Source organism: Streptomyces sp. PTL18 (assembly GCF_059510295.1).
On sequence record NZ_JCAJZO010000024.1, the window covers coordinates 53,512 to 79,350 of the forward strand.

The 25,839-nt window shown below is 71.2% G+C and carries 23 protein-coding genes and 2 pseudogenes; 12 read left to right on the plus strand and 13 right to left on the minus strand.

All coding sequences use genetic code 11. From position 1 onward, the window contains the following. Positions 1-31: 31 nt before the first annotated feature. The gene (gene cpaB / locus AC5WS8_RS31670) at positions 32-745 is read right to left on the minus strand and encodes a Flp pilus assembly protein CpaB (RefSeq protein WP_496106945.1); all 714 of its coding nucleotides are present in this window, start codon (positions 743-745) and stop codon (positions 32-34) included. A gap of 119 nt (positions 746-864) precedes the next feature. Then, positions 865-1,728 (minus strand): hypothetical protein, encoded by an 864-nt coding sequence (locus AC5WS8_RS31675; RefSeq protein WP_496106946.1) that lies wholly within the window; start codon positions 1,726-1,728, stop codon positions 865-867. A gap of 351 nt (positions 1,729-2,079) precedes the next feature. Between AC5WS8_RS31675 and AC5WS8_RS31680 the strand changes: the two genes are divergently transcribed. Further along, a complete protein-coding gene (locus AC5WS8_RS31680) occupies positions 2,080-3,786 on the plus strand; it encodes a chitinase (protein WP_496106947.1) in 1,707 nt (568 codons plus the stop codon). 82 nt (positions 3,787-3,868) lie between these two features. Here AC5WS8_RS31680 and argG read toward each other — a convergent pair whose 3' ends face one another. Next, on the minus strand, positions 3,869-5,323 hold the full coding sequence (argG, locus tag AC5WS8_RS31685) for an argininosuccinate synthase (RefSeq protein ID WP_496106948.1): 1,455 nt from the start codon (positions 5,321-5,323) through the stop codon (positions 3,869-3,871). Between the two features lie 112 nt (positions 5,324-5,435). Between argG and AC5WS8_RS31690 the strand changes: the two genes are divergently transcribed. Continuing rightward, positions 5,436-6,155: a LysR substrate-binding domain-containing protein gene (locus AC5WS8_RS31690; RefSeq protein WP_496106949.1), complete on the plus strand. Its 720-nt coding sequence runs from the start codon at positions 5,436-5,438 to the stop codon at positions 6,153-6,155. A gap of 48 nt (positions 6,156-6,203) precedes the next feature. Here AC5WS8_RS31690 and AC5WS8_RS31695 read toward each other — a convergent pair whose 3' ends face one another. Together AC5WS8_RS31695 and AC5WS8_RS31700 are read right to left on the minus strand one after the other, a co-directional pair. After that, on the minus strand, positions 6,204-6,770 hold the full coding sequence (locus AC5WS8_RS31695; RefSeq protein ID WP_496106950.1) for a hypothetical protein: 567 nt from the start codon (positions 6,768-6,770) through the stop codon (positions 6,204-6,206). A gap of 214 nt (positions 6,771-6,984) precedes the next feature. Then, positions 6,985-7,171, minus strand: a pseudogene (locus AC5WS8_RS31700) (helix-turn-helix domain-containing protein); the annotation flags it as partial. 341 nt (positions 7,172-7,512) lie between these two features. Between AC5WS8_RS31700 and AC5WS8_RS31705 the strand changes: the two are divergent. Both AC5WS8_RS31705 and AC5WS8_RS31710 read left to right on the plus strand, forming a co-directional pair. After that, on the plus strand, positions 7,513-8,778 hold the full coding sequence (locus AC5WS8_RS31705) for an amino acid deaminase (protein WP_496106951.1): 1,266 nt from the start codon (positions 7,513-7,515) through the stop codon (positions 8,776-8,778). 9 nt (positions 8,779-8,787) lie between these two features. Beyond that, positions 8,788-10,398 (plus strand): N-acyl-D-amino-acid deacylase family protein, encoded by a 1,611-nt coding sequence (locus tag AC5WS8_RS31710; protein WP_496106952.1) that lies wholly within the window; start codon positions 8,788-8,790, stop codon positions 10,396-10,398. Positions 10,399-10,425: 27 nt separating this feature from the next. Here AC5WS8_RS31710 and AC5WS8_RS31715 read toward each other — a convergent pair whose 3' ends face one another. After that, positions 10,426-11,328 (minus strand): trypsin-like serine peptidase, encoded by a 903-nt coding sequence (locus AC5WS8_RS31715; protein WP_496106953.1) that lies wholly within the window; start codon positions 11,326-11,328, stop codon positions 10,426-10,428. A gap of 141 nt (positions 11,329-11,469) precedes the next feature. Continuing rightward, positions 11,470-12,057, minus strand: coding sequence for a hypothetical protein (locus tag AC5WS8_RS31720; protein WP_496106954.1), 588 nt, complete (start codon positions 12,055-12,057; stop codon positions 11,470-11,472). Positions 12,058-12,326: 269 nt separating this feature from the next. Here AC5WS8_RS31720 and AC5WS8_RS31725 point away from each other — a divergent pair, with 269 nt between their 5' ends. The 3 genes from AC5WS8_RS31725 (at position 12,327) to AC5WS8_RS31735 (ending at position 14,987) form a co-directional block, all read left to right on the plus strand. Continuing rightward, on the plus strand, positions 12,327-13,538 hold the full coding sequence (locus tag AC5WS8_RS31725; protein WP_496106955.1) for a pyridoxal phosphate-dependent aminotransferase: 1,212 nt from the start codon (positions 12,327-12,329) through the stop codon (positions 13,536-13,538). 104 nt (positions 13,539-13,642) lie between these two features. After that, a complete protein-coding gene (locus AC5WS8_RS31730; protein WP_496106956.1) occupies positions 13,643-14,104 on the plus strand; it encodes an SCO4983 family protein in 462 nt (153 codons plus the stop codon). Positions 14,105-14,372: 268 nt separating this feature from the next. After that, positions 14,373-14,987 carry a hypothetical protein gene (locus AC5WS8_RS31735; RefSeq protein ID WP_496106957.1) on the plus strand — a complete coding sequence of 205 codons (615 nt, stop codon included), beginning with the start codon at positions 14,373-14,375 and terminating at the stop codon, positions 14,985-14,987. A 178-nt stretch (positions 14,988-15,165) separates the two neighbouring features. On the opposite strand, the gene AC5WS8_RS31740 is transcribed toward AC5WS8_RS31735, so the two are convergent. Then, positions 15,166-16,989: a phosphoenolpyruvate carboxykinase (GTP) gene (locus tag AC5WS8_RS31740; protein ID WP_496106958.1), complete on the minus strand. Its 1,824-nt coding sequence runs from the start codon at positions 16,987-16,989 to the stop codon at positions 15,166-15,168. A 308-nt stretch (positions 16,990-17,297) separates the two neighbouring features. Here AC5WS8_RS31740 and trhA point away from each other — a divergent pair, with 308 nt between their 5' ends. Next, positions 17,298-18,011, plus strand: coding sequence for a PAQR family membrane homeostasis protein TrhA (gene trhA / locus AC5WS8_RS31745; protein ID WP_496106959.1), 714 nt, complete (start codon positions 17,298-17,300; stop codon positions 18,009-18,011). A gap of 55 nt (positions 18,012-18,066) precedes the next feature. Here the strand turns inward: trhA and AC5WS8_RS31750 are convergent, their stop codons facing one another. Beyond that, the gene (locus AC5WS8_RS31750) at positions 18,067-18,999 is read right to left on the minus strand and encodes a DUF6528 family protein (protein ID WP_496106960.1); all 933 of its coding nucleotides are present in this window, start codon (positions 18,997-18,999) and stop codon (positions 18,067-18,069) included. A gap of 323 nt (positions 19,000-19,322) precedes the next feature. On the opposite strand from AC5WS8_RS31750, the gene AC5WS8_RS31755 reads away from it, so the two are divergent. Continuing rightward, a complete protein-coding gene (locus AC5WS8_RS31755; RefSeq protein WP_496106961.1) occupies positions 19,323-19,961 on the plus strand; it encodes a TetR/AcrR family transcriptional regulator in 639 nt (212 codons plus the stop codon). Between the two features lie 25 nt (positions 19,962-19,986). Continuing rightward, positions 19,987-20,718, plus strand: coding sequence for a Mut7-C RNAse domain-containing protein (locus tag AC5WS8_RS31760; protein WP_496106962.1), 732 nt, complete (start codon positions 19,987-19,989; stop codon positions 20,716-20,718). An 84-nt stretch (positions 20,719-20,802) separates the two neighbouring features. Here the strand turns inward: AC5WS8_RS31760 and AC5WS8_RS31765 are convergent, their stop codons facing one another. From AC5WS8_RS31765 to AC5WS8_RS31775, 3 genes are all read right to left on the minus strand, one after another. After that, on the minus strand, positions 20,803-22,833 hold the full coding sequence (locus tag AC5WS8_RS31765; protein ID WP_496106963.1) for a thioredoxin domain-containing protein: 2,031 nt from the start codon (positions 22,831-22,833) through the stop codon (positions 20,803-20,805). Between the two features lie 258 nt (positions 22,834-23,091). After that, complete coding sequence (greA, locus tag AC5WS8_RS31770; RefSeq protein WP_496106964.1) at positions 23,092-23,589, minus strand: transcription elongation factor GreA; 498 nt, start codon at positions 23,587-23,589, stop codon at positions 23,092-23,094. 168 nt (positions 23,590-23,757) lie between these two features. Further along, positions 23,758-24,156: a DUF4307 domain-containing protein gene (locus AC5WS8_RS31775; protein WP_496106965.1), complete on the minus strand. Its 399-nt coding sequence runs from the start codon at positions 24,154-24,156 to the stop codon at positions 23,758-23,760. A 172-nt stretch (positions 24,157-24,328) separates the two neighbouring features. Here AC5WS8_RS31775 and mca point away from each other — a divergent pair, with 172 nt between their 5' ends. Both mca and AC5WS8_RS31785 read left to right on the plus strand, forming a co-directional pair. Continuing rightward, the gene (gene mca, locus AC5WS8_RS31780) at positions 24,329-25,207 is read left to right on the plus strand and encodes a mycothiol conjugate amidase Mca (RefSeq protein ID WP_496106966.1); all 879 of its coding nucleotides are present in this window, start codon (positions 24,329-24,331) and stop codon (positions 25,205-25,207) included. Between the two features lie 6 nt (positions 25,208-25,213). Next, positions 25,214-25,465, plus strand: a complete 252-nt coding sequence (locus AC5WS8_RS31785; protein WP_496106967.1) for a hypothetical protein — start codon at positions 25,214-25,216, stop codon at positions 25,463-25,465. A 221-nt stretch (positions 25,466-25,686) separates the two neighbouring features. Here the strand turns inward: AC5WS8_RS31785 and AC5WS8_RS31790 are convergent. Further along, positions 25,687-25,834 (minus strand): annotated as a pseudogene (locus AC5WS8_RS31790) (daunorubicin/doxorubicin resistance ABC transporter ATP-binding protein DrrA); the annotation flags it as partial. Positions 25,835-25,839: the final 5 nt, after the last annotated feature.

Here is a 25,839-nt window from a genome sequence, read left to right on the forward strand (position 1 = left end):
GGGGACCGGTACGGACCTCATGCGCGGCCTCCTACTTGTCCTCGTCGAGGGTGTACGTGCGGTCGCCCGGCGCCACCGCGGTCTGGGAGCCGCCCGCGACCAGGGCGAGCCGGACGTGAGTGGCGAACGACTCGGCGTAGGCGACCCGCTGGGCGTCGGCCGTGTCGAGCGCGAAGGTGATCGGGACGGCCTCGGTGGCGGTGCGCCGCCGGTCGTCGCTGGACTGGCCGGGGTCGAGGGCGGTGAGCTTGCCGACGTTGAGGACGCGGGCGTTGGTCACGATGACCTTGGACTCGTCCTTGGTCTTGTCGTTCTGGCCCTTGAAGGTGGCGTAGATGTTGACCCGGGAGCCGGGGTCGATCTGGCCCGCGACGCCGGTGGAGGCGTCGATCATGATGGCGATCTCCTGCTGTCCCGGCCGGAGTTCGGGACGGTCCACGATCATGTCGCTCTGGAGCAGGGATCCCTGCTCCAGACGGGTCACGGCGATCTTGCCGCGGATCCGGGCCAGATCGGTGACGGCGGTGACGGGCAGCCACCGTTTCGGCATGGAGATCTTCTGGAACTGGTCGGGCGAGAGTTCCCGGTAGGGCTCGATGTCGTCCTTGAGCCGGTACGCCGTGACCTCGGGGCCGACCTTGGAATTCACGTCACGGATCACCGACAGCACCCCGGCGAAGGCGGCGACGGCGGCGAGGGCCGAGAGGACCAGCAGGATGACGCCTCGGCGCTGGCGTGAGTTCATGCGGGAACAACCTCGATCGGAGCGGGCGAACGGCGGGTCGGGCGGTTGCAAGGTCGAACGGTCGAACGGTCGAACATGGTGCGAGGCGCACTGCGGGTCGCTGCGGGGTCGTGCCGGGTCTATGTGCCGCCGCGCGGCAGGGCGGCGCGGACGGCGCCGGCCGGTTGCTGTTCGGGGGGCGGCGGGAGGGGTGCGGCGCAGAACCCACAGCGGTCGCCGATGAGTTCGAGTCCGCACCAGTGGCAGGTCTCGCGCCGCACGGACGACACGAGCTGGTAGAGCACGGACACGTCGTGCAGGCCGGCCGCGAACTCGACGAGCCGGTTGGTGCCCCACCAGCGGGCGGAGTCCTGGGGCAGGGGCACGGTCCCGACGGCCTGGACCCGCCAGGCGGGGGCGAGGGAGGCGGTGACCCAGTCGGAGGGCGGCTGCCCGGTGGCGACGACCATCCGGGTGCCGAACTCGGGACCCGGTAACTCCTCCTGGCCGACCCGTACGAGCTGGAAACGGGGGCCCGCGAGCACGGCGAACTGGGCGCCCGGCACCCAGGACTTGGCGTGGGACGTGAGGGAGACGGGGACGCGGTCGAGCTTGGCGACCGAGCCGAGGAGGGCGCCGGCGTAGATGTAGTGGGCCAGCAGGCGCGCGGACGACGCCAGGACGCCGGGGCTGAAGTCGCAGACCGACAGCTGGCGTAACTGCTGGGCGAGCAGCGCGAGTCCGAGCGGGGGCAGGTCGACGCCGAGCAGCGCGACACGGTCGCTCTCCAGGACGGAGCGTACGGTGCGCAGCCGCTGCACGGCCGGGTCGTCACCGGAGGCGGGGTGCAGGGCGATGACGTATCCGTGCTGCTCGATGAGCGCGTGCATGCCGGTCAGGGACGCCTCCAGCGTGGGCCGGGGCTGGACGGCGGCGGTCGGCGTCTGCCGGTCGAGCGGTGGGAGCACCAGGTCGGGACTGGTGACGGCTATCGCGGTCGGCACGGCTGCTCACCACCCCGTTCACTGCGGCGGGTGGTCGACCACCGCCTCAGATCGCCCCTGTGACGTCCTGTTGCATCGTCCTGCAACAGCACCATATCCACGGCATGCCCCGCTCAACACAGATTCGGGAAGATCATCTCACCCAAGGTGGGGGCATGATCCACACAGAGTAGGGGCATATGCCGCAACTCCGGTCGTACAACGGGCAGTTGAGGATGCCCGGCCCCTTGACACGATGATTGGTCTGGACCAAATTCGTGGGACATCGGGCGGCGGCACCGTTCCGCACATCCCCTCCCGCCCCATGCCCTTCCCGACCCCTCCTTTCCTCTCCCCACACCGGAGGCCGAAGTGGACCGCGTACCAGCCCTGCCCCGCCGCAGACGGACCCTCGCCGGGGCCGCCGTCGCCGCGCTCGCCCTGTCCCTCCTGGGCGCCGGCCACGCGGCCGCGGCGGACGTGAACAACGCGAAGAACGCCGGTTTCGAGGCGGGCCTCGCCGACTGGACCTGCTCGGCGGGCAGTGGCACGACGGTGTCGTCCCCGGTGCACGGCGGCACGGCCGCGCTGAAGGCGACGCCCGCGGGCCAGGACTACGCGCAGTGCGCCCAGACGGTCGCGGTGGAGCCGAACTCAACGTACACGCTGAGCGCATGGGTGCAGGGCGGGTACAGCTACCTGGGCGCGACAGGGACGGGCACGACGGACGTGTCGACGTGGACGCCGGACTCGACGAGCTGGAAGCAGCTGTCCACGACGTTCACGACGGGCGCCTCGACGACCTCGGTGACGGTGTATCTGCACGGCTGGTACGGGCAGGCGGCGTACTACGCGGACGACGTGTCGGTGTACGGCCCGGACGGCGGCTCGGGGGGCGGCCCCTCCCCCGGGCTCCCCTCGCCCCCCACGGGTTTGGCGGTCTCCGGCACGACCTCCTCCTCCGTGTCCCTGTCCTGGAACGCGGTGACGGGCGCCATGGGCTACAACGTCTACCGCGACGGCACGAAGGTGACGTCGGCGAGCGGTACGTCCGCGACGGTGGCGGGCCTGTCCCCCGCGACGTCGTACTCCTTCCAGGTGACGGCGACGAACGCGGCGGGCGAGTCGGCCGGGTCGGCGGCGGTGACGGCCACGACGGCGTCGTCCGGCGGCGGGGGCGGGGGCGGTACGGGGCTCCCGAAGCACGCGGTGACGGGGTACTGGCAGAACTTCGACAACGGCGCCACGGTGCAGCGGATCTCGGACGTGCCGTCGCAGTACGACATCGTCGCGGTGGCGTTCGCGGACGCGACGAGCACCCCGGGCGCGGTGGGCTTCACCCTGGACTCGGCCGGCCTGGGCGGCTACACGGTGGACCAGTTCAAGGCGGACATCGCCGCGAAGAGGGCCCAGGGGAAGAAGGTGGTCATCTCGGTCGGCGGCCAGAACGGCACGGTGTCGGTGAGCGACGCGACCTCGGCGGCGAACTTCGCGGACTCGGTGTACGCGCTGATGCGGACGTACGGCTTCGACGGGGTGGACATCGACCTGGAGAACGGCCTGAACGCCGCCTACATGTCGCAGGCGCTGCGGCAGCTGTCGTCGAAGGCGGGCTCGTCCCTGGTCATCACGATGGCCCCGCAGACGATCGACATGCAGTCGACGTCGAACGCCTACTTCCGGACCGCCCTGAACGTGAAGGACATCCTCACGGTCGTCAACACCCAGTACTACAACAGCGGTTCCATGCTGGGCTGTGACGGCAAGGTGTACTCGCAGGGCACGGTGGACTTCCTGACGGCCCTGGCCTGCGTCCAGCTGGAGGGCGGCCTGTCCCCGTCCCAGGTGGGCCTGGGCGTCCCCGCCTCCACGAGGGCGGCGGGCAGCGGCTACGTGTCGCCCTCCGTGGTCGACAACGCCCTGGACTGCCTGGCGAAGGGCACGAACTGCGGCACGTTCAAGCCGTCGAGGACGTACCCGGACCTGCGGGGCGCGATGACCTGGTCGACGAACTGGGACGCGGCGGCCGGGAACACGTGGTCGAACTCGGTGGGCCCGCACGTGCACGCGCTGCCGTAGACGGGGGCCGGCCGCAGGGCACGGCCCGCCCGGCGATGGAGGCGGGCCGGGCCGTGCGCTGTGGACCGGACGCGTCCGGGTCTCAGTCGGTGCCCGACTCGATCGCGGCGTGGTCGAGCAGTTCGGCTTCGTCGGTGGTGCCCTCGCCACGGGAGGCGATCGTCTCCGCGCCGCCCTCGGGCATCGCACCGATCAGGCCGGTCGAGGCCGCCTGGGCGGCGCCGATCAGCGCCGGGTCCGGGCTGCCGCCGACCATGCCGAGCCGGGCGTACTGCTCCAGCTTGGCGCGCGAGTCGGCGATGTCGAGGTTGCGCATCGTCAGCTGGCCGATACGGTCGACCGGGCCGAAGGCGGAGTCCTCGGTCCGCTCCATGGAGAGCTTGTCCGGGTGGTAGCTGAACGCCGGCCCGGTCGTGTCCAGGATCGAGTAGTCCTCGCCGCGCCGCAGCCGCAGCGTCACCTCTCCGGTGACCGCCGTCCCCACCCAGCGCTGCAACGACTCGCGCAGCATCAGCGCCTGCGGGTCCAGCCAGCGGCCCTCGTACAGCAGCCGGCCGAGGCGACGGCCCTCGTTGTGGTAGGCGGCGAGCGTGTCCTCGTTGTGGATCGCGTTGACCAGGCGCTCGTACGCCGCGAACAGCAGCGCCATGCCCGGTGCCTCGTAGATGCCCCGGCTCTTGGCCTCGATGATCCGATTCTCGATCTGGTCGCACATGCCCAGGCCGTGCCGGCCGCCGATGGCGTTGGCCTCCAGGACCAGGTCCACCGGGGAGGCGAACTCCTTGCCGTTGATGGTGACCGGGCGGCCCCGCTCGAAGCCGATGGTGACGTCCTCGGGGGTCACCTCGACCTCCGGGTCCCAGAACCGCACGCCCATGATCGGCTGGACGATCTCGATACCGGTGTCGAGGTGCTCCAGGGACTTGGCCTCGTGCGTGGCGCCCCAGATGTTGGCGTCGGTCGAGTACGCCTTCTCGGCGCTGTGCCGGTAGGGCAGGTCGCGCTCCAGCAGCCACTCGGACATCTCCTGGCGGCCGCCGAGCTCGCTGACGAAGTCGGCGTCCAGCCACGGCTTGTAGATCCGCAGGGAGGGGTTGGCGAGCAGACCGTAGCGGTAGAACCGCTCGATGTCGTTGCCCTTGAAGGTGGAGCCGTCGCCCCAGATCTGCACATCGTCCTCGAGCATCGCGCGCACCAGCAGGGTGCCCGTGACGGCCCGGCCGAGCGGGGTGGTGTTGAAGTAGACGCGGCCGCCGGAGCGGATGTGGAAGGCGCCGCACGCCAGGGCCGCGAGCCCCTCCTCCACGAGCGCGGCCCGGCAGTCCACGATCCGGGCGACCTCGGCACCGTAGGCCGTGGCCCGCCCGGGCACGGAGGCGATGTCGGGCTCGTCGTACTGGCCGAGGTCGGCGGTGTAGGCGCAGGGCACGGCGCCCTTCTCGCGCATCCACGCGACCGCGACAGAGGTGTCGAGGCCGCCTGAGAAGGCGATCCCGACGCGTTCACCGACAGGCAGGGAAGTCAGCACCTTGGACACGAGGCAAAGTGTATGCACACTCTCGCATGATTATGCAACCCCGAGATCCCGACGGCTTTCCTCCCGTGTCGTCGGCCGGTCGGCGGACGGGCCGCCTCCGAGAAGGCGCGAGTTGCCCGGCGAGCAGCGCGGCCGGGGCGAGGACGAACCCGATCGGCTGAAGGCCGGTGAAGCTCTCGCCGAGCAGGAGGGCGCCGAGGGCGGCGGCGACGAGCGGGGAGAGCAGCCCGAGCAGGGCGGTCGCGGTGACGGGCGGGCGCCTATGCCGCGCTCGAGCGACGAGCTCACGGCCGGGGTACGCGAAGGCGGGCTCGACATCGCTTTCCTGGGGCTGCCCGAGACCGACCGCCCGCGTGGCGTGCGGGCCCGGGAGCCGGCCCGCGACCGCCTCGTGGCCGTGGTCGACACCACGCACCCGCTCGCCGCCACCGGCGAGGCCGACCCGGCGGGGCCGGGCGAGGAGACCTTCGTCGACTTCCCCGCCGGAACCCCGGGGCGCGCTCAGAGCGACCAGGCCTTCACCGCCGCCGGTCTCGGCCGTGAGGTCGCCTCCGAGGTCACCCCCGCGGACCTCATGACGCGCATCGTCGGCAGGGCCTCGCGGTCTCCCTCCGCAAGCGGCGTTCACCCACGGTCTGCCGGACGTGGTCACCGTCCCGGTCACCGACGGTCCCGGTGCGGGTCGCGCACCTGGTGTGGAGCGATGTCAACCCGAGCCCGGCGACGCCGGCCTTCCCCGACGTTCTCCAGGCGTGGACGGCGGTCGGCGTGCCCGTGGAGTGAGCCGAGCCTGTGCGGCAAGCCGGCCGGGAGTCACCGCGTCGGGCGGTAGTGCCCGGTGGCGGCGGGGGGCCCTCTCCGGGAGGGCCGTGTCCCACGGTCAGTCGTCGTCCTTCTCCGGGGCGGCGGGTTCCTCCTCGGCGTCCTCGAAGTAGGCGTCCAGCACCTCGTCCAGCCGGGACTCCCACTCCGTGAAGCGGGCACGGGAGTCGGCCTCGATCTCGATGGGGTACCAGCGGCGCTCCGAGGTGTGCACGGTCACCGTGAACCGCTTGCCGAAGCGCGCGGTCTGCGTCTCCACGGCGCCGATCTCGTCCCAGCGGAACTCGCAGTCCTGGTCGTCCAGGCGGAGCCGTACGCCGCTGTGGTCGGCGACGATCCGGGCGCGGCGGTCCGCGGCCTCGAAGACCGGTCCGTCGGGGGCCTCCTGTTCCTCCGCGGGGGGCTCCTCGGCGGCCTCCGGCTCGGGTTCCGGCTCCCCGGCGACGGCCTCCTCGTCCGGCACCGCGTCCTCCGGCTCCACGGACTCGTCCGGCTCCAGGGAGTCGTCCGGTTCGACGTCGGCCTTCTGGTCCACGGACACGGGTGCGGTGAGCCCGGGGACGAAGGCCGGGTCGACCCCGGCGCCGTCCAGGGGCTGGCTGCTCGAACCAATGCGCTGCTCCACAGCGGGCAGTATGGTCCAAGATCCTGTGCGGGACACAGCCGGCCCCCGCATCGTTATCCGAATCCAGCCCGACGTCCTACGTCCTTGGCCCCATCGGGCCTCATATCGTCACGGGACCGATGCGCGTGCGTCAGCCGAGGACGGCCGGCGCGTCGATCTCGATGAGCGGTCCGGCCGGGAGGCCCACGTGGACGGTGGTCCGGGCGGCGGGCGGCCGGGCGTCGGACGGGCGGTGGACCAAGCCGTGCTCGTCGAGGGGTGCAGCAGGCGCAGCGAGGGTGTGCAGCAGGCGCAGCGCGGTGAACTTGTGCACCGAGCCGGTCGGCGACCTGCCCGAGAGCGGCGGGTCCCTCGGCGAGCAGCGGCAGGATGCTCAGGGCGCGGTCGACGGTCTGGCTCATGGGGTGCGCACCTGATCGGGGGACCGACCGGCCCGCGTCCGGCCCGGGCCGAGTCGAGGTGTCTCCCGGGCGTCGTCGTCCAGGGCGGCAGGCGGTCGGCCTGCTGCGGGAAGGGGGTACGGCGAGGTCGCCGGGGACGGTGAGGGCGGCCGCCGCCCGGAAGTGGGGCCCAGCGAGACGACATCGACGGTGTAATCAGCGTGAGCGATGATGACCCCTGTCGTGATCCGGGCGGCGGCTCCGTCGACCCGGTGCCGGCGAGATGCTGGACACCAGCAGCATTCTGCGCAACGGCCGTTGCACTGCATGCAACAGCACAACAGCACCGAGAGAGGGGCTCCATGAGCACCGCGGCACTCGCCCGCCTGGCAGAGGAACGCGTCGGCCACCGCTTCAAGGGCCTCCCGCCGGACGCCGGGGCACTGACCGTCGGCGAGCTGGCCGCACAGCGCCGCAATCTCTTCACCGGCGGCTTCACGACCCCCGTCCTCGTCCTGTCCGCCGAGCGTCTGGAGCACAACCTGGCGTTGATGGAGACGTACGCGACCCGGCACGGCCTCGCCTTCGCCCCGCACGGCAAGACGTCGATGGCCCCGCAGCTCTTCCGGCGGCAGATCGAGCACGGCGCCTGGGGGATCACGCTCGCGGTGCCCCACCAGGTGCGCGTGGCACGGGAGTTCGGCGTCCGGCGGATCTTCCTCGCCAATGAGCTCGTCGACGCCTCGGCCCTGCGCTGGATCGCCGCCGAGCTGGCCGCCGACCCGCAGTTCCGGTTCGTCTGCTGCGTCGACTCCGTGCGCGGGGTGGAGCTGATGGACGCGGCCCTGCGGGGCACCGCCCGCCCGGTGGACGTCGTCGTGGAGCTGGGCGCGGGCGAGGGGGCCCGGACGGGCGTGCGCACGGAGGCGGAGGCGACGGCGGTCGCGGAGGCGGTCGCCGGGGCGCGGACACTGCGGCTGGTGGGCGTCGCGGGCTACGAGGCCCAGGTGCCCGGCGCCTCCCCGGAACGGGTCCGGGAGTGGCTGGCACGGCTGGTGGCGCTCGCCGCCGGGTTCGACCGGGCGGGGCGGTTCACGGGGGCGGAGGAGATCGTGGTGAGCGCGGGCGGGAGCGAGTGGTTCGACGTGGTCGCCGACGTCTTCTCCGAGATCCCCGAACTGTCCCTGCCGGTGCTGAAGCTGCTCCGCTCGGGCGCGTACGTCTCGCACGACGACGTGCACTACCGCAGGCTCACCCCGTTCAACCGGGTCCCCGGGGAGGGCGCCCTGGAGCCCGCGTTCCGGCTGTGGGCGCAGGTCGTCTCGCGGCCCTCCCCCGACCAGGCCTTCGTCAACGCCGGCAAGCGGGACGCGGCCCACGACCTGGACCTGCCCGTCGCCCAGGTGGTACGCCGGGACGGTGACGAGCGCCCGGCGAGCGGGATCGAGGTGACCGCCCTGTCCGACCAGCACCTGTGGCTGCGCACCGGTCCGGAAGCGGACGTCGAGGTCGGCGACTGGGTCGGCTTCGGCCTGTCCCACCCGTGCACGTCCTTCGACAAGTGGCAGCTGATCCCGGTGGCCGAGGCGGACGGGACGGTCGTCGACTACATCCGCACGTATTTCTAGGGGGCCTTCGTGGAGGACCTGGTCATCCGTGACGCCGACGTCGTCGACGGCAGCGGGGAGCCGTCGTACCGCGCCGACGTGGTCGTCGACGGCGGCCGTGTCGTCTCGATCGTCAAGGAGGCCGCGGCGGCGGGCTGCCAGCGCCCGCGCGCCAGGCGCGAGCTGGACGCGGAAGGCCTGGTCCTCTCCCCCGGCTTCATCGACATGCACGCCCACTCCGACCTCGCCCTGCTGCGCGACCCCGACCACAGCGCCAAGGCCGCGCAGGGCGTGACGCTGGAGGTCATCGGGCAGGACGGCCTGTCGTACGCGCCGGTCGACGACCGGACCCTCGAAGAGGTGCGGCGCGCCATCAGCGGCTGGAACGGGTACGGCGACGACATCGACTTCACCTGGCGTTCGGTGGGCGAGTACCTGGACCGCCTGGACGAGGGCATCGCGGTCAACGCGGCGTACCTCGTCCCGCAGGGCACGGTCCGGATGCTGGCCGTCGGCTGGGAGGACCGGGAGGCGACGCCCGAGGAGCTGGACCGGATGCGGCGGCTGGTGGCGGAGGGCATGGAACAGGGCGCGGTCGGCATGTCGTCCGGGCTCACCTACACGCCCGGCATGTACGCGAGGGACGCCGAACTCACCGAGCTGTGCCGGGTGGTGGCCTCCTACGGCGGCTACTACTGCCCGCACCACCGCAGTTACGGGGCGGGCGCCCTGGAGGCGTACGCGGAGATGGTGAGCCTGGCCCGGGAGGCCGGCTGCCCGCTGCACCTGGCCCACGCCACCATGAACTTCGGTGTGAACAAGGGCCGCGCCCCCGAGCTGCTGTCCCTGCTCGACGAGGCCCTCGCGGCCGGCGCCGACATCACGCTGGACAGCTACCCCTACACTCCCGGCTCCACGACGCTGGCGGCGCTGCTGCCGAGCTGGGCGAGCGAGGGCGGCCCGGAGGAGATCCTCAGGCGGCTCACCGACGACACGACGGCCGAGCGGATCCGGCACCACATGGAGGTCGTCGGCGCCGACGGCTGCCACGGCGTGCCCGTCGAGTGGGACACCGTCGAGATCTCGGGCGTGACCGACCCGGCGCTCGCGTCGTACGTCGGCAGAACGATCCGGGAGTCGGCGGAGGGGCGCGGCGAGACCCCGTGGACGGTCGCCCGCCGCCTGCTGACCGAGGACCGGCTCGGCTCGACGATCCTCCAGCACGTGGGCCACGAGGAGAACGTGCGGGCGATCATGCGGCACCGCGTCCACACCGGCGGCTCGGACGGCATCCTCCAGGGCGACAGGCCGCACCCGCGGGCGTACGGGACCTTCCCGGAGTATCTGGGCCGCTGGGTGCGGGAGTCGGGGGTGCTGTCCCTGGAGGAGTGCGTGGCGCATCTGACCGGCCGACCGGCGGCCCGCCTCCGCCTGCCGGACCGGGGCCTGGTGCGCGAGGGCCACCGCGCCGACCTGGTGCTCTTCGACCCGGCCACCGTCGCGGCGGGCTCCACCTTCGAGCACCCGCGGACACCGCCGACGGGCGTCCCGTACGTCCTCGTCGACGGCCGTTTCGTGATCGAGGACGGCCGCAGGACGGACGTGCTGGCGGGGCGGGCGGTCCGCAGGAGTCGCGGGTGACCCCGGACCGCCCGCCGCACCGTCCTCCTACGGCTTGGGCAGGACGCAGCCGCTCGCGCTCAGGTCCAGCTTGTTGCCGGCTCCGAAGCAGGCGGGTATCAGGTAGGTCTCCTCGGCGTAGTTGATGCCCTGACGGACGGTCACGTCGCCGCTCGCGTCGACCTCGCAGGGGTTGTTCTCCGTGCAGCGCTCGCCGTCCTCGTTGCCGGTGTTGTTGACGGCGACGACCTTGCCGGTGGCGTTGTCGATGACGGGCGACCCGGAGGTGCCGCCGATCGTGTCGCAGGCGGAGGTGTAACGGACTGAGTCCTTCCAGGTCCAGTCGCCCTCCTTGAGCCGGTACACGAACCCGTCGATGGAGCAGCTGTAGACGCGCCTCCAGTAGCCGGAGACGACCTTGATGGCGGTACCGGCGACGGGGTGGGTGTCGCTCACGGTCAGCGCGCTGATGCCGTAGGAGCTCTTGATCTGCGCGTAGGTGGTGGTGAGGCGGTAGATCGTGACGTCGGTGTCCGTCATGGTCGAGTAGACGACCTGGTCGGCACGGAGCGTGGCGATCCTGCCGCCGGAGGAGTTCAGCAGGCCGAAGGAGCGTCTGGAGGACTGGCCGGTGATCACCTCGCCGGGCTCGGGGAAGCCGGTCTCCAGGCAGTGGCCGTTGGTCAGGACGAGCGCCGGGTCGCTGTCCGCGGAGTTCGGGAAGCGGATGACCGAGCCGGAGCAGTTGCTGAGCGAGACGGTGCCGGCGAAGTCGACGGCCCGGATCGTGGCCGTCCTGTCCTTCGTCGCCGTCCCGGCGGCCTCGGCCGTGGCCGCTGGGGCGGCCGTGACCGTCGCCGTCCTGGCGGCCGCGGGTACCGCGACCGCCGGCGCCGCACCGGCTCCGGCCAGGGCCAGAGCGAGGAGCGCGGCGGCGAGAGGCTTTCTCATGTGGGGGTCCCCTCTCGATGAGGTGGCGCTGACGTGGGCGGCCGAGGTCTTCCGGCCGCACCTGTTTGTCATGCGCATTGTCAATGGAGGGGCATGCGGGGACAAGGAGCGGTTTTCGGCCGCGGGCTCCGCGCGGCCGGCCTACTTCGGCCCTTTGGTGGCCCCCCGCCCACGGCCGGGCTTGCCGCCGGAGTTGCCCGGCGCGACGGCGCCCGCGGTGCCGCCGGGAGGGACGGAGGACGCCCCGGCGGTGGGCCCGGTGGATGGGGGCGCCCCGGACGCGGCCGGCGCCGGAGCGGCGGCCCGTGAGGCGCCCGGCGTGGCGGACACGTCGGTGGTGGCGGCGCGGGACGGCTCGGCGGCGGAGGGGGAACCGGTCGCCTCCGCCGGCGGCGCCGACGGTGCCGCCTTCGGCCGGGCCGACTGCCCGGCGTCCGTGGGACCGCCGGAGGGACCGGAACCGAAACCGCCGGCGAGTGCGGCGGCGACGCCCACGGCACCGAGCGCGCCCACGGCCACGGCCGCGCGGCGGGGCAGACGGGACCGCGTCCGCGCCCGGCGCCGGGATCCGCGGGTCTCCCCGACGACCGCTGGAGCACCGGCCCCGACACCGTCGCGGGTCACGGGCAGCTCGCGCGTCTCGTCGTAGGCGTTCTGCCAGCCATGGGCGGCCGCCGGATCGGTGAAGCCGTCGTAGTCGGGTGGCGCTACGGCGTACGGGTGATACACGTTCAGGTGATTCCGGCCCTCGCCGCCGTCCGGATGTGACCCCTCGGGGGAGTACCCGGCCGCCGCCCCGTTCACGGCGTTCGGCCCGTAAGCCCCGCCTTCCGGGCCGTACGCACCATCGCCAGACTGATGCTCCCATGACATGTGGGCGCATTGTAGAGGCGCGAGGATTGTTTGGTGCGGTCGAGGCGACAACCGGCCGATCTCCCCCGTCTCACGTGGTGGAAAACACGCCGCGTGCGGCACTACGCGGCCGTAAGCTCACGGGCATGCAGGTGATCCAGTCCACGAAGCTCGCCAACGTCTGCTACGAGATCCGGGGCCCGGTTCTCGAGGAGGCGATGCGGCTGGAGGCAGCGGGTCACCGCATCCTCAAGCTCAACACCGGCAACCCGGCGGCCTTCGGCTTCGAGTGCCCGCCCGAGATCCTCGAGGACATCCTCCGCAACGTCTCGACGGCGCACGGCTACGGCGACGCGAAGGGCCTGCTGGCTGCGCGCCGGGCGGTCGTCATGCACAACCAGACCCTCGGCATCGAGACGGACGTCGAGCACGTCTTCATCGGCAACGGCGTCTCCGAGCTGATCGTGATGGCGATGCAGGGCCTGCTGGACGACGGCGACGAGGTACTCGTACCGGCACCTGACTACCCCTTGTGGACGGCCGCCGTGTCCCTGTCCGGCGGCACGGCCGTCCACTACCGCTGCGACGAGCAGTCGGACTGGATGCCGGACCTGGCGGACGTGGAGCGGAAGGTCACCGACCGCACCAAGGCGATCGTCATCATCAACCCCAACAACCCGACGGGCGCCGTCTACGACGAGACGGTCCTGCGGGGCCTGACGGACATCGCGCGCCGCCACAACCTCCTCGTCTGCTCGGACGAGATCTACGACAAGATCCTCTACGACGGCGCACGGCACGTCCCGACCGCCGCGGTGGCCCCGGACCTGCTGACCCTCACCTTCAACGGCATGTCGAAGGCGTACCGGGTGGCCGGGTACCGGGTGGGCTGGATGTCGATCTCGGGCCCCCGGGCGCACGCGGAGTCGTACATCGAGGGGCTGACGATCCTGGCGAACATGCGCCTGTGCGCGAACATGCCGGGCCAGCACGGCGTGGTGGCGGCGCTCAGCGGCCGGCAGACGATCAACGACCTGGTCCTGCCGGGCGGACGCCTGAAGGAACAGCGGGACGCGGCCTATGACCTGCTGACGCAGATCCCGGGTGTGACATGCGTGAAGCCGAAGGGCGCGCTGTACCTCTTCCCCCGCCTCGATCCCCAGGTCTTCAAGATCAAGGACGACCGGCAGATGGTCCTGGACCTGCTGCGACGCGAGAAGATCATGGTCGTCCAGGGCACGGGCTTCAACTGGACCGAGCCGGACCACTTCCGGGTGGTGACCCTGCCGACGGTGGCGGACCTGACATCGGCGATGACCCGCATAGGGAACTTCCTGGACGGCTACAGCCAGCCCTGACGCTCGCGCCCGGTGACCACGGACCACCACTTCCGTGATCCAGCCAATTTTAGACGAGTTCTAAGCTAAGATGGCTTCCTGTCAGGCGTCAGGAGGCCGTTCCCATGTACGAACCGATCCGCACCAAGTCGGTCCACACGATGGCCGACGCCGCGGGCGCGGACTTCCCGCACCGCTCACGCGAGGAGGAGCTGGACATCCAGCTCGCAGGCCATCTTGCGGCCCTGCTCGCGGTGACGGACGAGTTGCGCGCCCTGGCCCCCTCCGCCGACCTGGACACGGCCGCGGAGCGGCTCGCCGAACAGGTGTCGCGGTTGCGAGGGGGGTCCCCCCTGCCCGAGCGCAGCCGAGAGCCCGGGCGAGGGGCACCGCCGGCCCGCGCGACGGCGACCGCACCCGGGCCGCAGGTCACGGCACTCCACCGCCGCGCCCAGGCACTGGCGGGCCGAGCCCTGGTGGTGGCGGCATCCCGCGCGGACACGGCGGCGGCGATCCTGTCGGCGGAACGCATGGACGCGCATACCGCCGCGCTGACCGAGCCGCGGGAAACGGTCACCGCGGGCTGACCCCCCGTGCCGCCCCGGCGGGCGGCCTCCTCATACGGCCCCGGTCCGCGTGGACACCCAGAGACGCGCGGACCGGGCGCCACGACCGACGCAACGGGAATCACGGACAGCGCCTGGGCCGTCCGCCACCGGACCGTACCTGCTCCGCCGATGCGGTGACCGTGCCGCGCGCCTGCCTTCTGGTGGGCACATGCCACCGAACTATGGCTGACGAGGTTCGAATGCGCCTCTGGAGTTGACCTCCATTCGGTTCCACAAGGAGCAATTCATGAGTCCTGAGAACAGGACCCCAGCGTCCGGCCTTGGCCCCCTTTCCCGGCAGGGAGTGCGGCTCGCGGGCGGCGCGGCGGCCACGCTTGCCCTCCTGATGCTGGGCTTCACCGGCCCCGCGGCCGCGGCCGTGCACACGGCCAAGACGCCGAGCGGTCCCTGCCGGGTCGCCGGCGGCGGCGACCCGTGCGGCGACAACGGGCACAAGGGGAACGGGAACAACAACTACCCTCCCGTCACCATCGTCAACCCGTGCGCCGACTTGGCCACGCTGAGCGCTGTCGTCGCCACCCCGACGGGTACCACTCCCACCACAGTTCCGAACGAGTTCGACGCCGCGCTCCAGAACGGACGCGTGTCCATCACGCAGAGGCCCGCGGGTCTGGCCGTCGCCCCCTTCGACACCTCACTGGTCGCGCCTCCGAACGCCTGTGGGGTCGACCTGCGTGCCGTGGTGAACACGGCCGGCGTGACCACGGGCATCGCGGTCGACGTGGTCACCACGACGGGCTACCTCTACGAGGCCACGTGCACTCCGGTTGCGCCGACGACCACCGCGCAGGACGTGACGCTCACCGCGTGCACCTCGTTCACCTTGATCGGGCACGTGTGAGGGACCTGAAGGACAACCAGGGTCCCCCGGCCCTTTGACCGGGCCGGAACCCTCGGCGAAGCAACGTGTGCCGTGCCCGTTCCTACCGGGCACGGCACACATGCGTCTGCACCGCGGCCGACCGTGACGACGTCGCAGGTCAGGGCAAGTCGGGCCGGCCGCGGAGCTCATGCGGGGCTCAGCCCAGGCGCTGCACCAGGGCGTGGTACTCGTCCCACAGCTCCTTCGGGGTGTGGTCGCCGAAGGTGTTGAGGTGCTCGGGGACCAGGGCGGCCTCCTCGCGCCAGACGTCCTTGTCGACCCTGAGCAGGAAGTCCAGGTCGGACTCGGACAGTTCGAGGCCGTTCGTGTCCAGGGCCCCCTTGGCCGGCAGGATGCCGATCGGCGTCTCGACGCCCTCCGCCCCGCCCCCCAGGCGCTCGACGATCCACTTCAGGACGCGGCTGTTCTCGCCGAAGCCCGGCCAGACGAACTTGCCCTCGTCGTTCTTGCGGAACCAGTTGACGTAGTAGATCTTCGGCAACTTGGACTGGTCCTTGTCCTTGGCGACCTCGATCCAGTGGGCCATGTAGTCGCCCATGTTGTAGCCGCAGAACGGCAGCATCGCGAACGGGTCGCGGCGCAGCTCGCCGACCTTGCCCTCGGCCGCGGCGGTCTTCTCGGAGGCGACGTTGGCGCCGAGGAACACGCCGTGGTTCCAGTCGAACGACTCCGTCACCAGCGGCACCGCGGTGGCGCGGCGCCCGCCGAACAGGATCGCCGAGATCGGCACGCCCTTCGGGTCCTCCCACTCGGGCGCGATGATCGGGCACTGCGAGGCCGGGACCGTGAACCGGGCGTTGGGGTGGGCGGCCGGGGTCTCGGACTCCGGCGTCCAGTCGTTGCCCTTCCAGTCGGTCAGGTGGGCGGGCGGCTCCTCGGTCATGCCCTCCCACCAGATGTCGTTGTCGTCGGTGAGGGCGACGTTGGTGAAGACCGCGTTGCCCCACAGCGTCTTCATCGCGTTGGCGTTGGTGTGCTCACCGGTGCCGGGGGCGACGCCGAAGAAGCCCGCCTCGGGGTTGATCGCGTAGAGCCGGCCGTCCTCGCCGAACCGCATCCACGCGATGTCGTCGCCGATCGTCTCGACCGTCCAGCCCGAGATCGTCGGCTCCAGCATGGCGAGGTTCGTCTTGCCGCAGGCGCTCGGGAAGGCGGCGGCGACGTACTTGGACTCGCCTTGCGGGGGCGTGAGCTTGAGGATCAGCATGTGCTCGGCCAGCCAGCCCTCGTCACGCGCCATGACCGAGGCGATACGCAGGGCGTAGCACTTCTTGCCGAGCAGCGCGTTGCCGCCGTAGCCGGAGCCGTAGGACCAGATCTCGCGGGACTCGGGGAAGTGCGAGATGTACTTGGTCGAGTTGCAGGGCCAGGGCACGTCCTCCTGGCCGGGCTCCAGCGGGGCGCCCAGGGAGTGGACGGCCTTGACGAAGAAGCCCTCGGAGCCGAGTTCGTCGAGGACCGCCTGGCCCATGCGCGTCATGGTGCGCATGGAGACCGCGACGTAGGCGGAGTCCGTGATCTCCACGCCTATCGCGGAGAGCGGCGAGCCGAGCGGGCCCATGCAGAAGGGCACGACGTACATCGTGCGGCCGCGCATGGAGCCGCGGAACAGGCCTTTTTCGCCCTGGAAGATCTCCCGCATCTCGTCGGGCGCCTTCCAGTGGTTCGTCGGACCCGCGTCCTCCTCCTTCTCGGAGCAGATGAACGTCCGGTCCTCGACCCGGGCGACGTCCGTCGGGTCGGAGGCCGCGTAGTAGGAGTTCGGGCGCTTGATCGGGTCGAGCTTCTTGAAGGTGCCCTTGCGGACGAGCTCATCGCACAAGCGCTCGTATTCGGCCTCGGATCCGTCACACCAGACCACGCTGTCCGGCTGGGTCAGTTCGACGATCTCGTTGACCCACGAGATCAGTTCCTTGTGCTGGGTGGGGACGGTTGAGGGAGCCGCGATGTCGCGCGCCACGATCGCTCCTAGATGAGGGATTTTGTGTTGGTTGCCCCGTGGGGGCCGCGACCCGGATGCTTCGTAGCCGCTCATCCGGTGCCGACCGCACTCATTTGATCATCCGACGAGATTGCCCATCTGTCCAGAGGACGTCACACCTGAGCGGAGTGGGGATCGCCACACGTTTCCGCGTTTCTTTGCGTGCACGTAGACTTCGACAGAAGGTTTTTTTGCGCGGCGGCCGTATCCGTACGGGTCGGGCGAGCAGGGTGATACCGGTCGCACGTTGATCCGCAACTTACGGTTCCGTAGGTACCATGCGGCGCATGACTGCGTCCGTCCCCGACGCGCCCACGGACTCGCCGGCAGCCGGCCGCGGTCCCGTCGCGCTCTCCCTGCCCCACCCGGTCAAGCCGAAGCTCCGCGGCTGGCTGCACCTGGGGATGTTCCCGGCCGTACTCATCTCGGGCCTCGTCCTCACGGCCCTCGCGCACTCCACGAGAGGCCGCATCGCCTGCGGCATCTACGTCCTGACGGCCTGTCTGCTCTTCGGCGTCAGCGCGCTCTACCACCGCGGCAACTGGAGCCCGCGCATGGACGGCGTGCTCCGCAGGCTCGACCACGCGAACATCTTCCTGATCATCGCGGGCACGTACACACCGCTGACCCTGCTGCTCCTGCCGGGCAGCAAGGGGCGGTGGCTGCTGTGGGGCATCTGGGCCGCCGCGGCGGCGGGCATAGCCTTCCGGGTCTTCTGGGTCGGCGCCCCGCGCTGGCTCTACACGCCTTGCTACATCGCCATGGGCTGGGCGGCCGTCTTCTTCCTCCCGGACTTCATGCGGACGGGCGGGATCGCGGTGCTGGTGCTCGTCGTCGTCGGCGGACTGCTCTACAGCGCGGGCGGCGTGGTCTACGGCATCAAGCGGCCGAACCCGTCACCGCGCTGGTTCGGCTTCCACGAGGTCTTCCACTCCCTCACGCTCGCCGCCTTCGTCGTGCACTACGTGTGCATCTCACTGGTGGCGTACCAGCACGCGTAGCCGAACACGGTCCTGCACGGTGCAAGGAACGAGGACGGCCCACGCCGAGCCCGGCTCAGCCGCCCGGCCGACCCTCGAGCCACCATCGCGCCTTGTACACACGTGTGCCGGTCAGTGCGTCCTGCCCGCTCGGATCCACGAAGTCGACACGCGAACTGCACCAACTGCAGGAAGTCCGATCATCAGGGCTGACCATGACGAGCTGCCCTGTCGTCGGATGCTGGCTGATGCTCTTGACGTGCGCCCTGTCGATGCCGCCGGGTGCGGCGGCCCGAGCGAATTCTCCGCTCGTCAGGGAGACCCGGTAGACATGGCGGCCGGTGGTCACCCAGCGGTCATCGGGGGCGCCGACGACCGGAGCGAGATCGTGGCCGTCCTCGTCGGGCAGCGCGAGCCGGCGTCGCAGGGTGAGGCCGGGTGCGGCCGTGGTCCCGTCGACAGCGAGTGCGTGCAGCTCCGAGGCGCCGAGCGCCCACAGCAGACGCTGACCTGCGTCCCACGAGACGGCGTGGGCCCCGGGCAGAGGATGCTGCACGTAGTGGCGGGAACGCGGGCCCTGGGACGATGTGTAGACGCGGATGTATCCGCCCGTGCCGGCAGCCACGGCGATATTGCCGTCCGGCAGCATTTCCAGACTGTGGAGATTGTTGGAGCCAGGGACACTCGTCGCCCAGTAAGTGGATCCCCGACTGCGGTTGAAGGCGACGGCCATACCGCCCGAGGCGCAGGTCAGGAGCAGCGTCCCGGCGGGCGTCTCGACTTGTTTCGCCTCACTCACATTGATCCAGCTCCTGGACGGGAGCAGGTCGGCCAGCTCTGCATCCGACGCGGGAGACCAGGACCAGAGCGCGGTCAGGTCCAGTCGACGTTCACGGTACGCCCTGAGGATTCCGGCCTCCGTGAGGATCACGGACTGCGATTGCTGATCGCAGAGGACGATCAGCCGGCGGTCGCCGGCCGGACGGGGAACGCCCTGTGCGGCGGCCATGGGTTCACCGGCAGGGGGAATGGCTGCGGCCGAAGCACCCGCACGCAGAAAGCGCCGCCGCGTCAGGCCCGGACCCCTGGAAACGTGTGCAGCGGACAGTGCCGGATTTCTCACCGTGACAGAGTTATCAGCCGAGTCCTGGGTTGTTGAGGGACGCGCCCTGGGCGCACGCGACCCCGAGAACAGTCACACCAACACACCGCGACCGCTGTCCCGAGGCCGGCGCGGGCCTGTGGCCGGGATTTCGGACCGCCGCACGGGGCAAGCCGCGAGTCCGCCCCGGTTTTGATCGCCACCGGGGCGGATGCCGGACAATGACCGTCATGACGGCCGCACGTTCCCCCCACCCCCCTGCCGACCGCCCCCGGCTCGGACTGCGCGAGCGGAAGAAGATCAAGACCCGCGAGGCGATCCGCGCCGCGGCCTACGCGCTGATCGGAGAGCAGGGGTACGACGCCACGACGGTCGAGCAGATCGCCGACCGGGCCGAGGTGTCGCCGTCCACCGTCTTCCGTTACTTCCCGACCAAGGAGGACATCGTCCTCACGGACGAGTACGACCCGCTGCTGCTGGAGGAACTGCGCGCACGGCCCGAGGACGAGCCGTGGACGGACTCCCTGCGGTGCGTGCTGGGCAAGGCCCTCGACCGCAGCGAGCAGGAGGAACCCGAGGTGCTCCGGCTGCGGGCCCGCCTCGGGGTCCAGGTCCCCGCCGTCCGCTCCCGGTACTTCGAGAGCATGTCGGAGACCGGGCGCCTGCTCCGCCGGGCTCTCGGGGAGCGCACCGGCCGCGACCCGGACAGCCTGGAGGTGCGCGTCAGCGCGATGGCCCTCATCGGCGGCATGCTGGAGGTCTCCATGTACTGGGCGGAGAACGGCTTCGAGGGCGAGCTCCGTGACCTGATGGACCGGGCGCTGGACGTCCTGGAACACGGGCCGGCGCGGAAACCCGGGGGCTCGTGAACCGCCCGCGTGCCATCCTGACCACGTGAACGGACCCGAGATCCACATCGAGTTCGCCCCCGAGCTGGGGCTCTTCGTCCCGCACGCGCGGCGCGGCCGCCCCACGGAAGTCGTCACCGACGGGGCGTCCACGCTCGGTCACGTCGTCGAGTCGCTGGGTGTGCCGCTGACCGAGGTCGGGGCGCTCGTCGTGGACGGCCGCACCGTGGCCGTGTCCCATGTGCCGGCCGCCGGGGAGACCGTCGAGGTCCGTCCCGTCGAGCGGCCCCAGCGGGTGCCCGGCGCCCCGCTCCGCTTCCTCCTCGACGTCCACCTCGGCACCCTGGCGCGCCGGCTGCGGCTGCTCGGCGTGGACGCGGCGTACGAGTCCACGGACATCGGGGACGCCGCCCTCGCGACCCGGTCCGCCGCCGAGCGCCGGGTGATGCTCAGCCGTGACCGGGGGCTGCTGCGCCGCCGCGAGCTGTGGGCGGGCGCCTTCGTCTACAGCACCCGCCCCGAGGAGCAACTCCGGGACGTGCTCGACCGGTTCACGCCCGAGCTGCGCCCCTGGACACGCTGCACGGCCTGCAACGGCCTGCTGCGCGACGCCACCAAGGACGAGGTCGCCGATCAGCTCCACCACGGCACCCGACGGACGTACGACGTCTTCGCCCGCTGCCTCGACTGCGGCCGCGCCTACTGGAAGGGCGCGCACCACGACCGGCTGGAGGCGATCGTGGAGCGCGCCCTCGCGCAGGGGTCGAGCCCCGGCTGACGCGTCTTCAGGGCCGCCGGCTCGTGACCGCCGCGGAGCGAGGGAGGCGACGCCGACCGGACGTCCGGCAAGAGGGCCGGCGTTTCAGCCGCTCAACGCCGCGCGGAGCCGTGCCGGGTCGGTGGTCGGGGCGTCGCACGTGAAGTGGCGGCAGACATACGCGGTCGGTTCGCCGTCGACCAGAGTCCGGTCGACCAGGAGCGGCAGTTCACCGCTCTCCGGAGTGCCGAGGGCCACGACCGCGCCGGGCGCCGTACCCAGAAGCGCCGTGCGGTGCAGGACCCTGGTGGCCGGGTCGTCGAGCGCCGGGCCGAGGACCGCCACCTCGCGCGGCCCGTCCAGGAGCGCCTCGGCGACCGCGAGACCCCACCCGATGAAACGCGGCACCCGCGGCCCGAGCGCCTTCACGACACCCAGCGCCCGCTCGGCTGCGACACGGTGGGGTTCCGAACCGGTCTGGGCGGCGTACGACAACAGCGCGCCCGCGGCGGCGGTCCAGCCCGACGGGGTGGCGTTGTCGGTGGGGTCCTGGGGGCGGCGGATGAGCTTCTCGGCGTCCGCGGCGGTGTCGTACAGCGTGCCGCTGTCGTCGGTGAACCGCGCGAGCACGTGGTCGAGCAGGAACCCGGCGAACTCCAGCCACACGCCCTCACCGGTGGCGGAGGCGAGCGCCAGGAAGCCTTCGGCGACATCCGCGTAGTCCTCCAGCACGCCTGCGTTCGCGCCCACCCGGCCGTCCTTGGAGGTACGGGCCAGACGGGCGTGCTCGTCCAGGTGCAGCCGTACGAGCAGGTCCGCGGCGCCGAGCGCGGCGTCCACGAGGTCGGGGCGGTCGAAGTACACGCCGGTCTCGGCGAGCGCGGCGATCACGAGGCCGTTCCAGGCGGCGACCACCTTGTCGTCACGGCCGGGGGCGGGGCGCTCGGCCCGCTTCCCGAAGAGCCGGCGCCGGACCGACTCGATCCGCTCGGCGTCGAACACCCCCTCCTGCTGGGGAAGTTGGAGGACGGAGGAACCCTGCTCGAAGGTCCCCTCCCCGGTCACCCCGAAGTACCGGGCGGCGAGCTCGGCGTCGTCGTCCCCGAGTGCCTCACGGAGCTGCTGCGGCGTCCACACGTAGTACGCGCCCTCGACGTGCCGACCGGTGCCGTCGTCGCTGTCCGCGTCCAGCGCGGAGGCGAACCCGCCCTCGGCGGTGCGCAGTTCGCGCACCATGAAGTCGGCGGTCTCCAGGGCGACCCGGCGCGCGATGTCCGAGCCGGTGGCACGCCACAGGTGCGCGTACACCCGGCACAGCAGGGCGTTGTCGTAGAGCATCTTCTCGAAGTGCGGCACCACCCAGTCCCGGTCCACGGAGTAGCGGGCGAACCCGCCGCCGAGCTGGTCGTAGACGCCGCCGCGGGCCATGCGCTCACAGGTGTCCTGCGCCATCTGCAGGGCGCCCTCCGAGCCGGTGCGGGCGTGGTGGCGCAGCAGGAACTCGATCACCATCGCCGGCGGGAACTTGGGCGCACCGCCGAAGCCGCCCCGCTGCGGGTCGTACTCGCGGGTGAGCCCGAGGAGCGCCTGGGCGAGGTCCTCCTCGCCGGGCGCCCGGGTGTCGCCGTAGCTGATCTCGCGCTGGGCGAGGTCCCGCGCGATCTTCCCGGCGACCTCGGTCACCTCGTCCCGGCGACCGGCCCAGGCCTGCTGGACGCCTTCGAGGACCTGCCGGAAGGAGGGCATGCCGTGGCGGGGGGAGGGCGGGAAGTACGTGCCGAAGTAGAAGGGCTCGGCGTCGGGGGTCAGGAACACGGTCATGGGCCAGCCGCCGTGGCCGGTCGCGGCCTGGACGGCCTCCATGTAGACGGCGTCGACGTCGGGGCGCTCCTCGCGGTCGACCTTGACGCTGACGAAGTGCTCGTTCAGGTACGCGGCTGTCGCGTCGTCCTCGAAGCTTTCCCGAGCGAGGACATGGCACCAGTGGCAGCTCGAATAGCCGACGCTCAGCAGTACCGGAACATCACGCCGTCGCGCCTCCTGGAATGCCTCCTCCGACCAGGGCCACCAGTCGACGGGATTGTCGGCGTGCTGGAGCAGATACGGGGACGTCTCATGGGCCAGTCGGTTCGGCATGACTCCATCCTGCCCCAGGGTGCCTGCGACCGGTGGCGCTGCGCCCTGCCTCAGCCGGACGCGTCCGCCGCTTGCGACCCATCCGTGCGATGCCATGGGGGTTCGGCCCCGTGCGGTCCGGTCGACCCCTGCTGCCCCGTAGTGGTCCGTCGAGCCCGCACGGACGACCTCGCCAAACCCTCCGGACTCGTCCGGGGACACGACGAGGCCCCCGGGCGCGCCCTGAGGGCCCAGGGGCCGCGAAGTGTCGGGAGGGACTCAGCCCTGGTAGGGCTCGGCCCTGAGGATCCGCACCATGGCCTTCTTGCCGTTCGGCAGCTCGTACTCGGCGTCCTCGCCGACCTTCTTCCCGTTCACGCCCGCGCCCAGGGGGGACTGCGGCGAGTAGGTCTCGATGTCGCCGCTCGCGTACTCGCGGGAGGCCAGCAGGAAGGCCAGGGTGTCGTCCTCGTCGCCGTCGAAGGCGATCGTGACGACCATGCCCGGTGCCACCACGCCCTCCGCCGCCGGAGCCTCGCCGACCTTGGCGTTCTCCAGGAGCTGGGTCAGCTGGCGCACTCGGAGCTCCTGCTTGCCCTGCTCCTCCTTGGCCGCGTGGTACCCGCCGTTCTCACGCAGGTCGCCCTCCTCGCGCGCGGCCGCGATCTTGGCGGCGATCTCCGTGCGCGCAGGACCAGAAAGGTACTCCAGCTCGGCCTTGAGCTGGTTGTACGCCTCCTGGGTCAGCCAGGTGACGTTCTCGCTGGTCTGGGTCACAGGTGCTCCTCGTCGGTACTGGGAATACAAAGCATCGCCCTACCCAGAAGCATGTTCCTCCACGGGTGGGCGAAACCACGAGCCTAACAATTCACCGGCGAAAGGGGGAGGACATAAGCCACCAGAATTACGTCCACGCAGGTCAGGACCTGTGCGACACGAGTCACGTCACTCGGCGTGGCAGCCCAGCAGCTCCGCCGTGGTCCCCGGCGCGGTGGTGCGCAGGGTGACGACCTTGTCGATCCGTGTGGCGTGCCCGCCGAACCGGAAGTCCGCCCGGCCGACCTCCGTGCCGTCCGCCGACTGGGACCGCAGGGTGCAGTACCCGGTGGCGTCCGCGTCCTTGCGCACTTCCAGATGGGCCTTGACCGTGCCCTGGGAGCCCTCGAACGTGATGACCTGGCCGCTGATCCTGTTCTGGCCCACGTAGTGGTACGCGAACCAGCCGACGAGCACGAGCAGCGCCGCCCCCAGCACACTGCCGACGATCTTGAGGGTGCGGTCGGCGCGCTCGTCCGAGGAGCGCCCGTAGCGGTCCCGGGGCGGCCGCGTGCTCACCGTGGTCATGATCGTCCTCTCGGCCGGTCCGGGACGGGTGTCCCGAAAAGGAGCTCCGGGGACCGGACCCGGAATTTTTCACCCTCCGATTCGGTCACTATAGAAGCCGCCCATCGCGCCGCATGACACCGGGCGCCGACTTGCCGACTGGCCGACTGGCCGACTGACCGAGGATCGAGTCTTGACTGACCAACTGCGACTGATGGCCGTGCACGCCCACCCCGACGACGAGTCGAGCAAGGGCGCGGCCACCATGGCGAAGTACGTGTCCGAGGGGGTGGACGTGCTCGTGGTGACCTGCACGGGCGGGGAGCGCGGCTCCATCCTCAACCCCAAGCTGCAGGGCGACAAGTACATCGAGGAGCACATCCACGAGGTACGCAAGAAGGAGATGGACGAGGCCCGCGAGATCCTCGGCGTCAAGCAGGAGTGGCTCGGCTTCGTCGACTCCGGTCTGCCCGAGGGCGACCCGCTGCCTCCGCTGCCGGAGGGCTGCTTCGCCCTGGAGGACGTCGACAAGGCGGCCGGCGAGCTGGTGCGCAGGATCCGCGCGTTCCGCCCGCAGGTGATCACCACCTACGACGAGAACGGCGGCTACCCGCACCCGGACCACATCATGACCCACAGGATCTCGATGGTGGCGTTCGAGGGCGGGGCGGACACCGAGAAGTACCCGGAGGCGGAGTTCGGCCCCGCCTGGCAGCCGCTGAAGCTGTACTACAACCAGGGCTTCAACCGGCCCCGCACCGAGGCCCTGCACCAGGCGCTGCTGGACCGCGGGATGGAGTCGCCGTACGGGGAGTGGCTCAAGCGGTGGGACGAGTTCAACCGCGCCGAGCGCACCCTGACCACCCACGTCCCGTGCGCCGACTTCTTCGAGATCCGCGACAAGGCGCTGATCGCGCACCGCACGCAGATCGACCCCGACGGCGGTTGGTTCCGGGTCCCGCTGGAGCTGCAGAAGGAGATCTGGCCGACCGAGGAGTACGAGCTGGCGAAGTCGCTCGTGGACACCTCGCTCCCCGAGGACGACCTCTTTGCAGGCGTCCGCCGACCCTGAGGGACAATGCCTGACATGAGCGCAAGCGTGAGCCTGGCCGTGACGCACCTGGTGCCGCTGGCCGAGGTCGACGAGAACAAGGTCACCCCCGGTGTCCTCGGCTTCATCGTCTTCGCGGTGATGGCACTGGCCGTGTGGGGACTGATGAAGTCCATGAACAAGCACATGGGGAAGGTGTCCTTCGAGGAGGACGCCGACGCCTCCGGCGAGGAGGCCGGGACGAAGGGGCCGGGCGCGCCCAAGGCCCAGCGGGGCTGAGGTTCCAGGCCTGCCCGTCCGGTTGCACCGGCCGGGCTGCGGCGCCGTGCCCCAGCCCGGCCGATCACCGGTCGCCTCCGTGGGGTCAGGCCGTCGCCGTGCGGTAGGCGCGGGCCGCCGGGGTGCGGAAGATCAGGGTGAACGGGACCGACCGGATCAGCGCACCCCGTACGGGGTGCTGCACGGGCCAGGCGTCGGGCGTGCGGAAGCCCGGGCTTCCCCTTGCCGCGCATCCGGTGGAGCCGGCCCACCATCGGAAGGATCTCGCGGCCGGTCAGGTACTCGTCGACCGCGGGCGAACCGCCCGGACAGGCCGACCGGGCGGCGCGCCGCGTCGGGGTCCTTCAGCACGTCGATGCCGTGCACAACGCGAT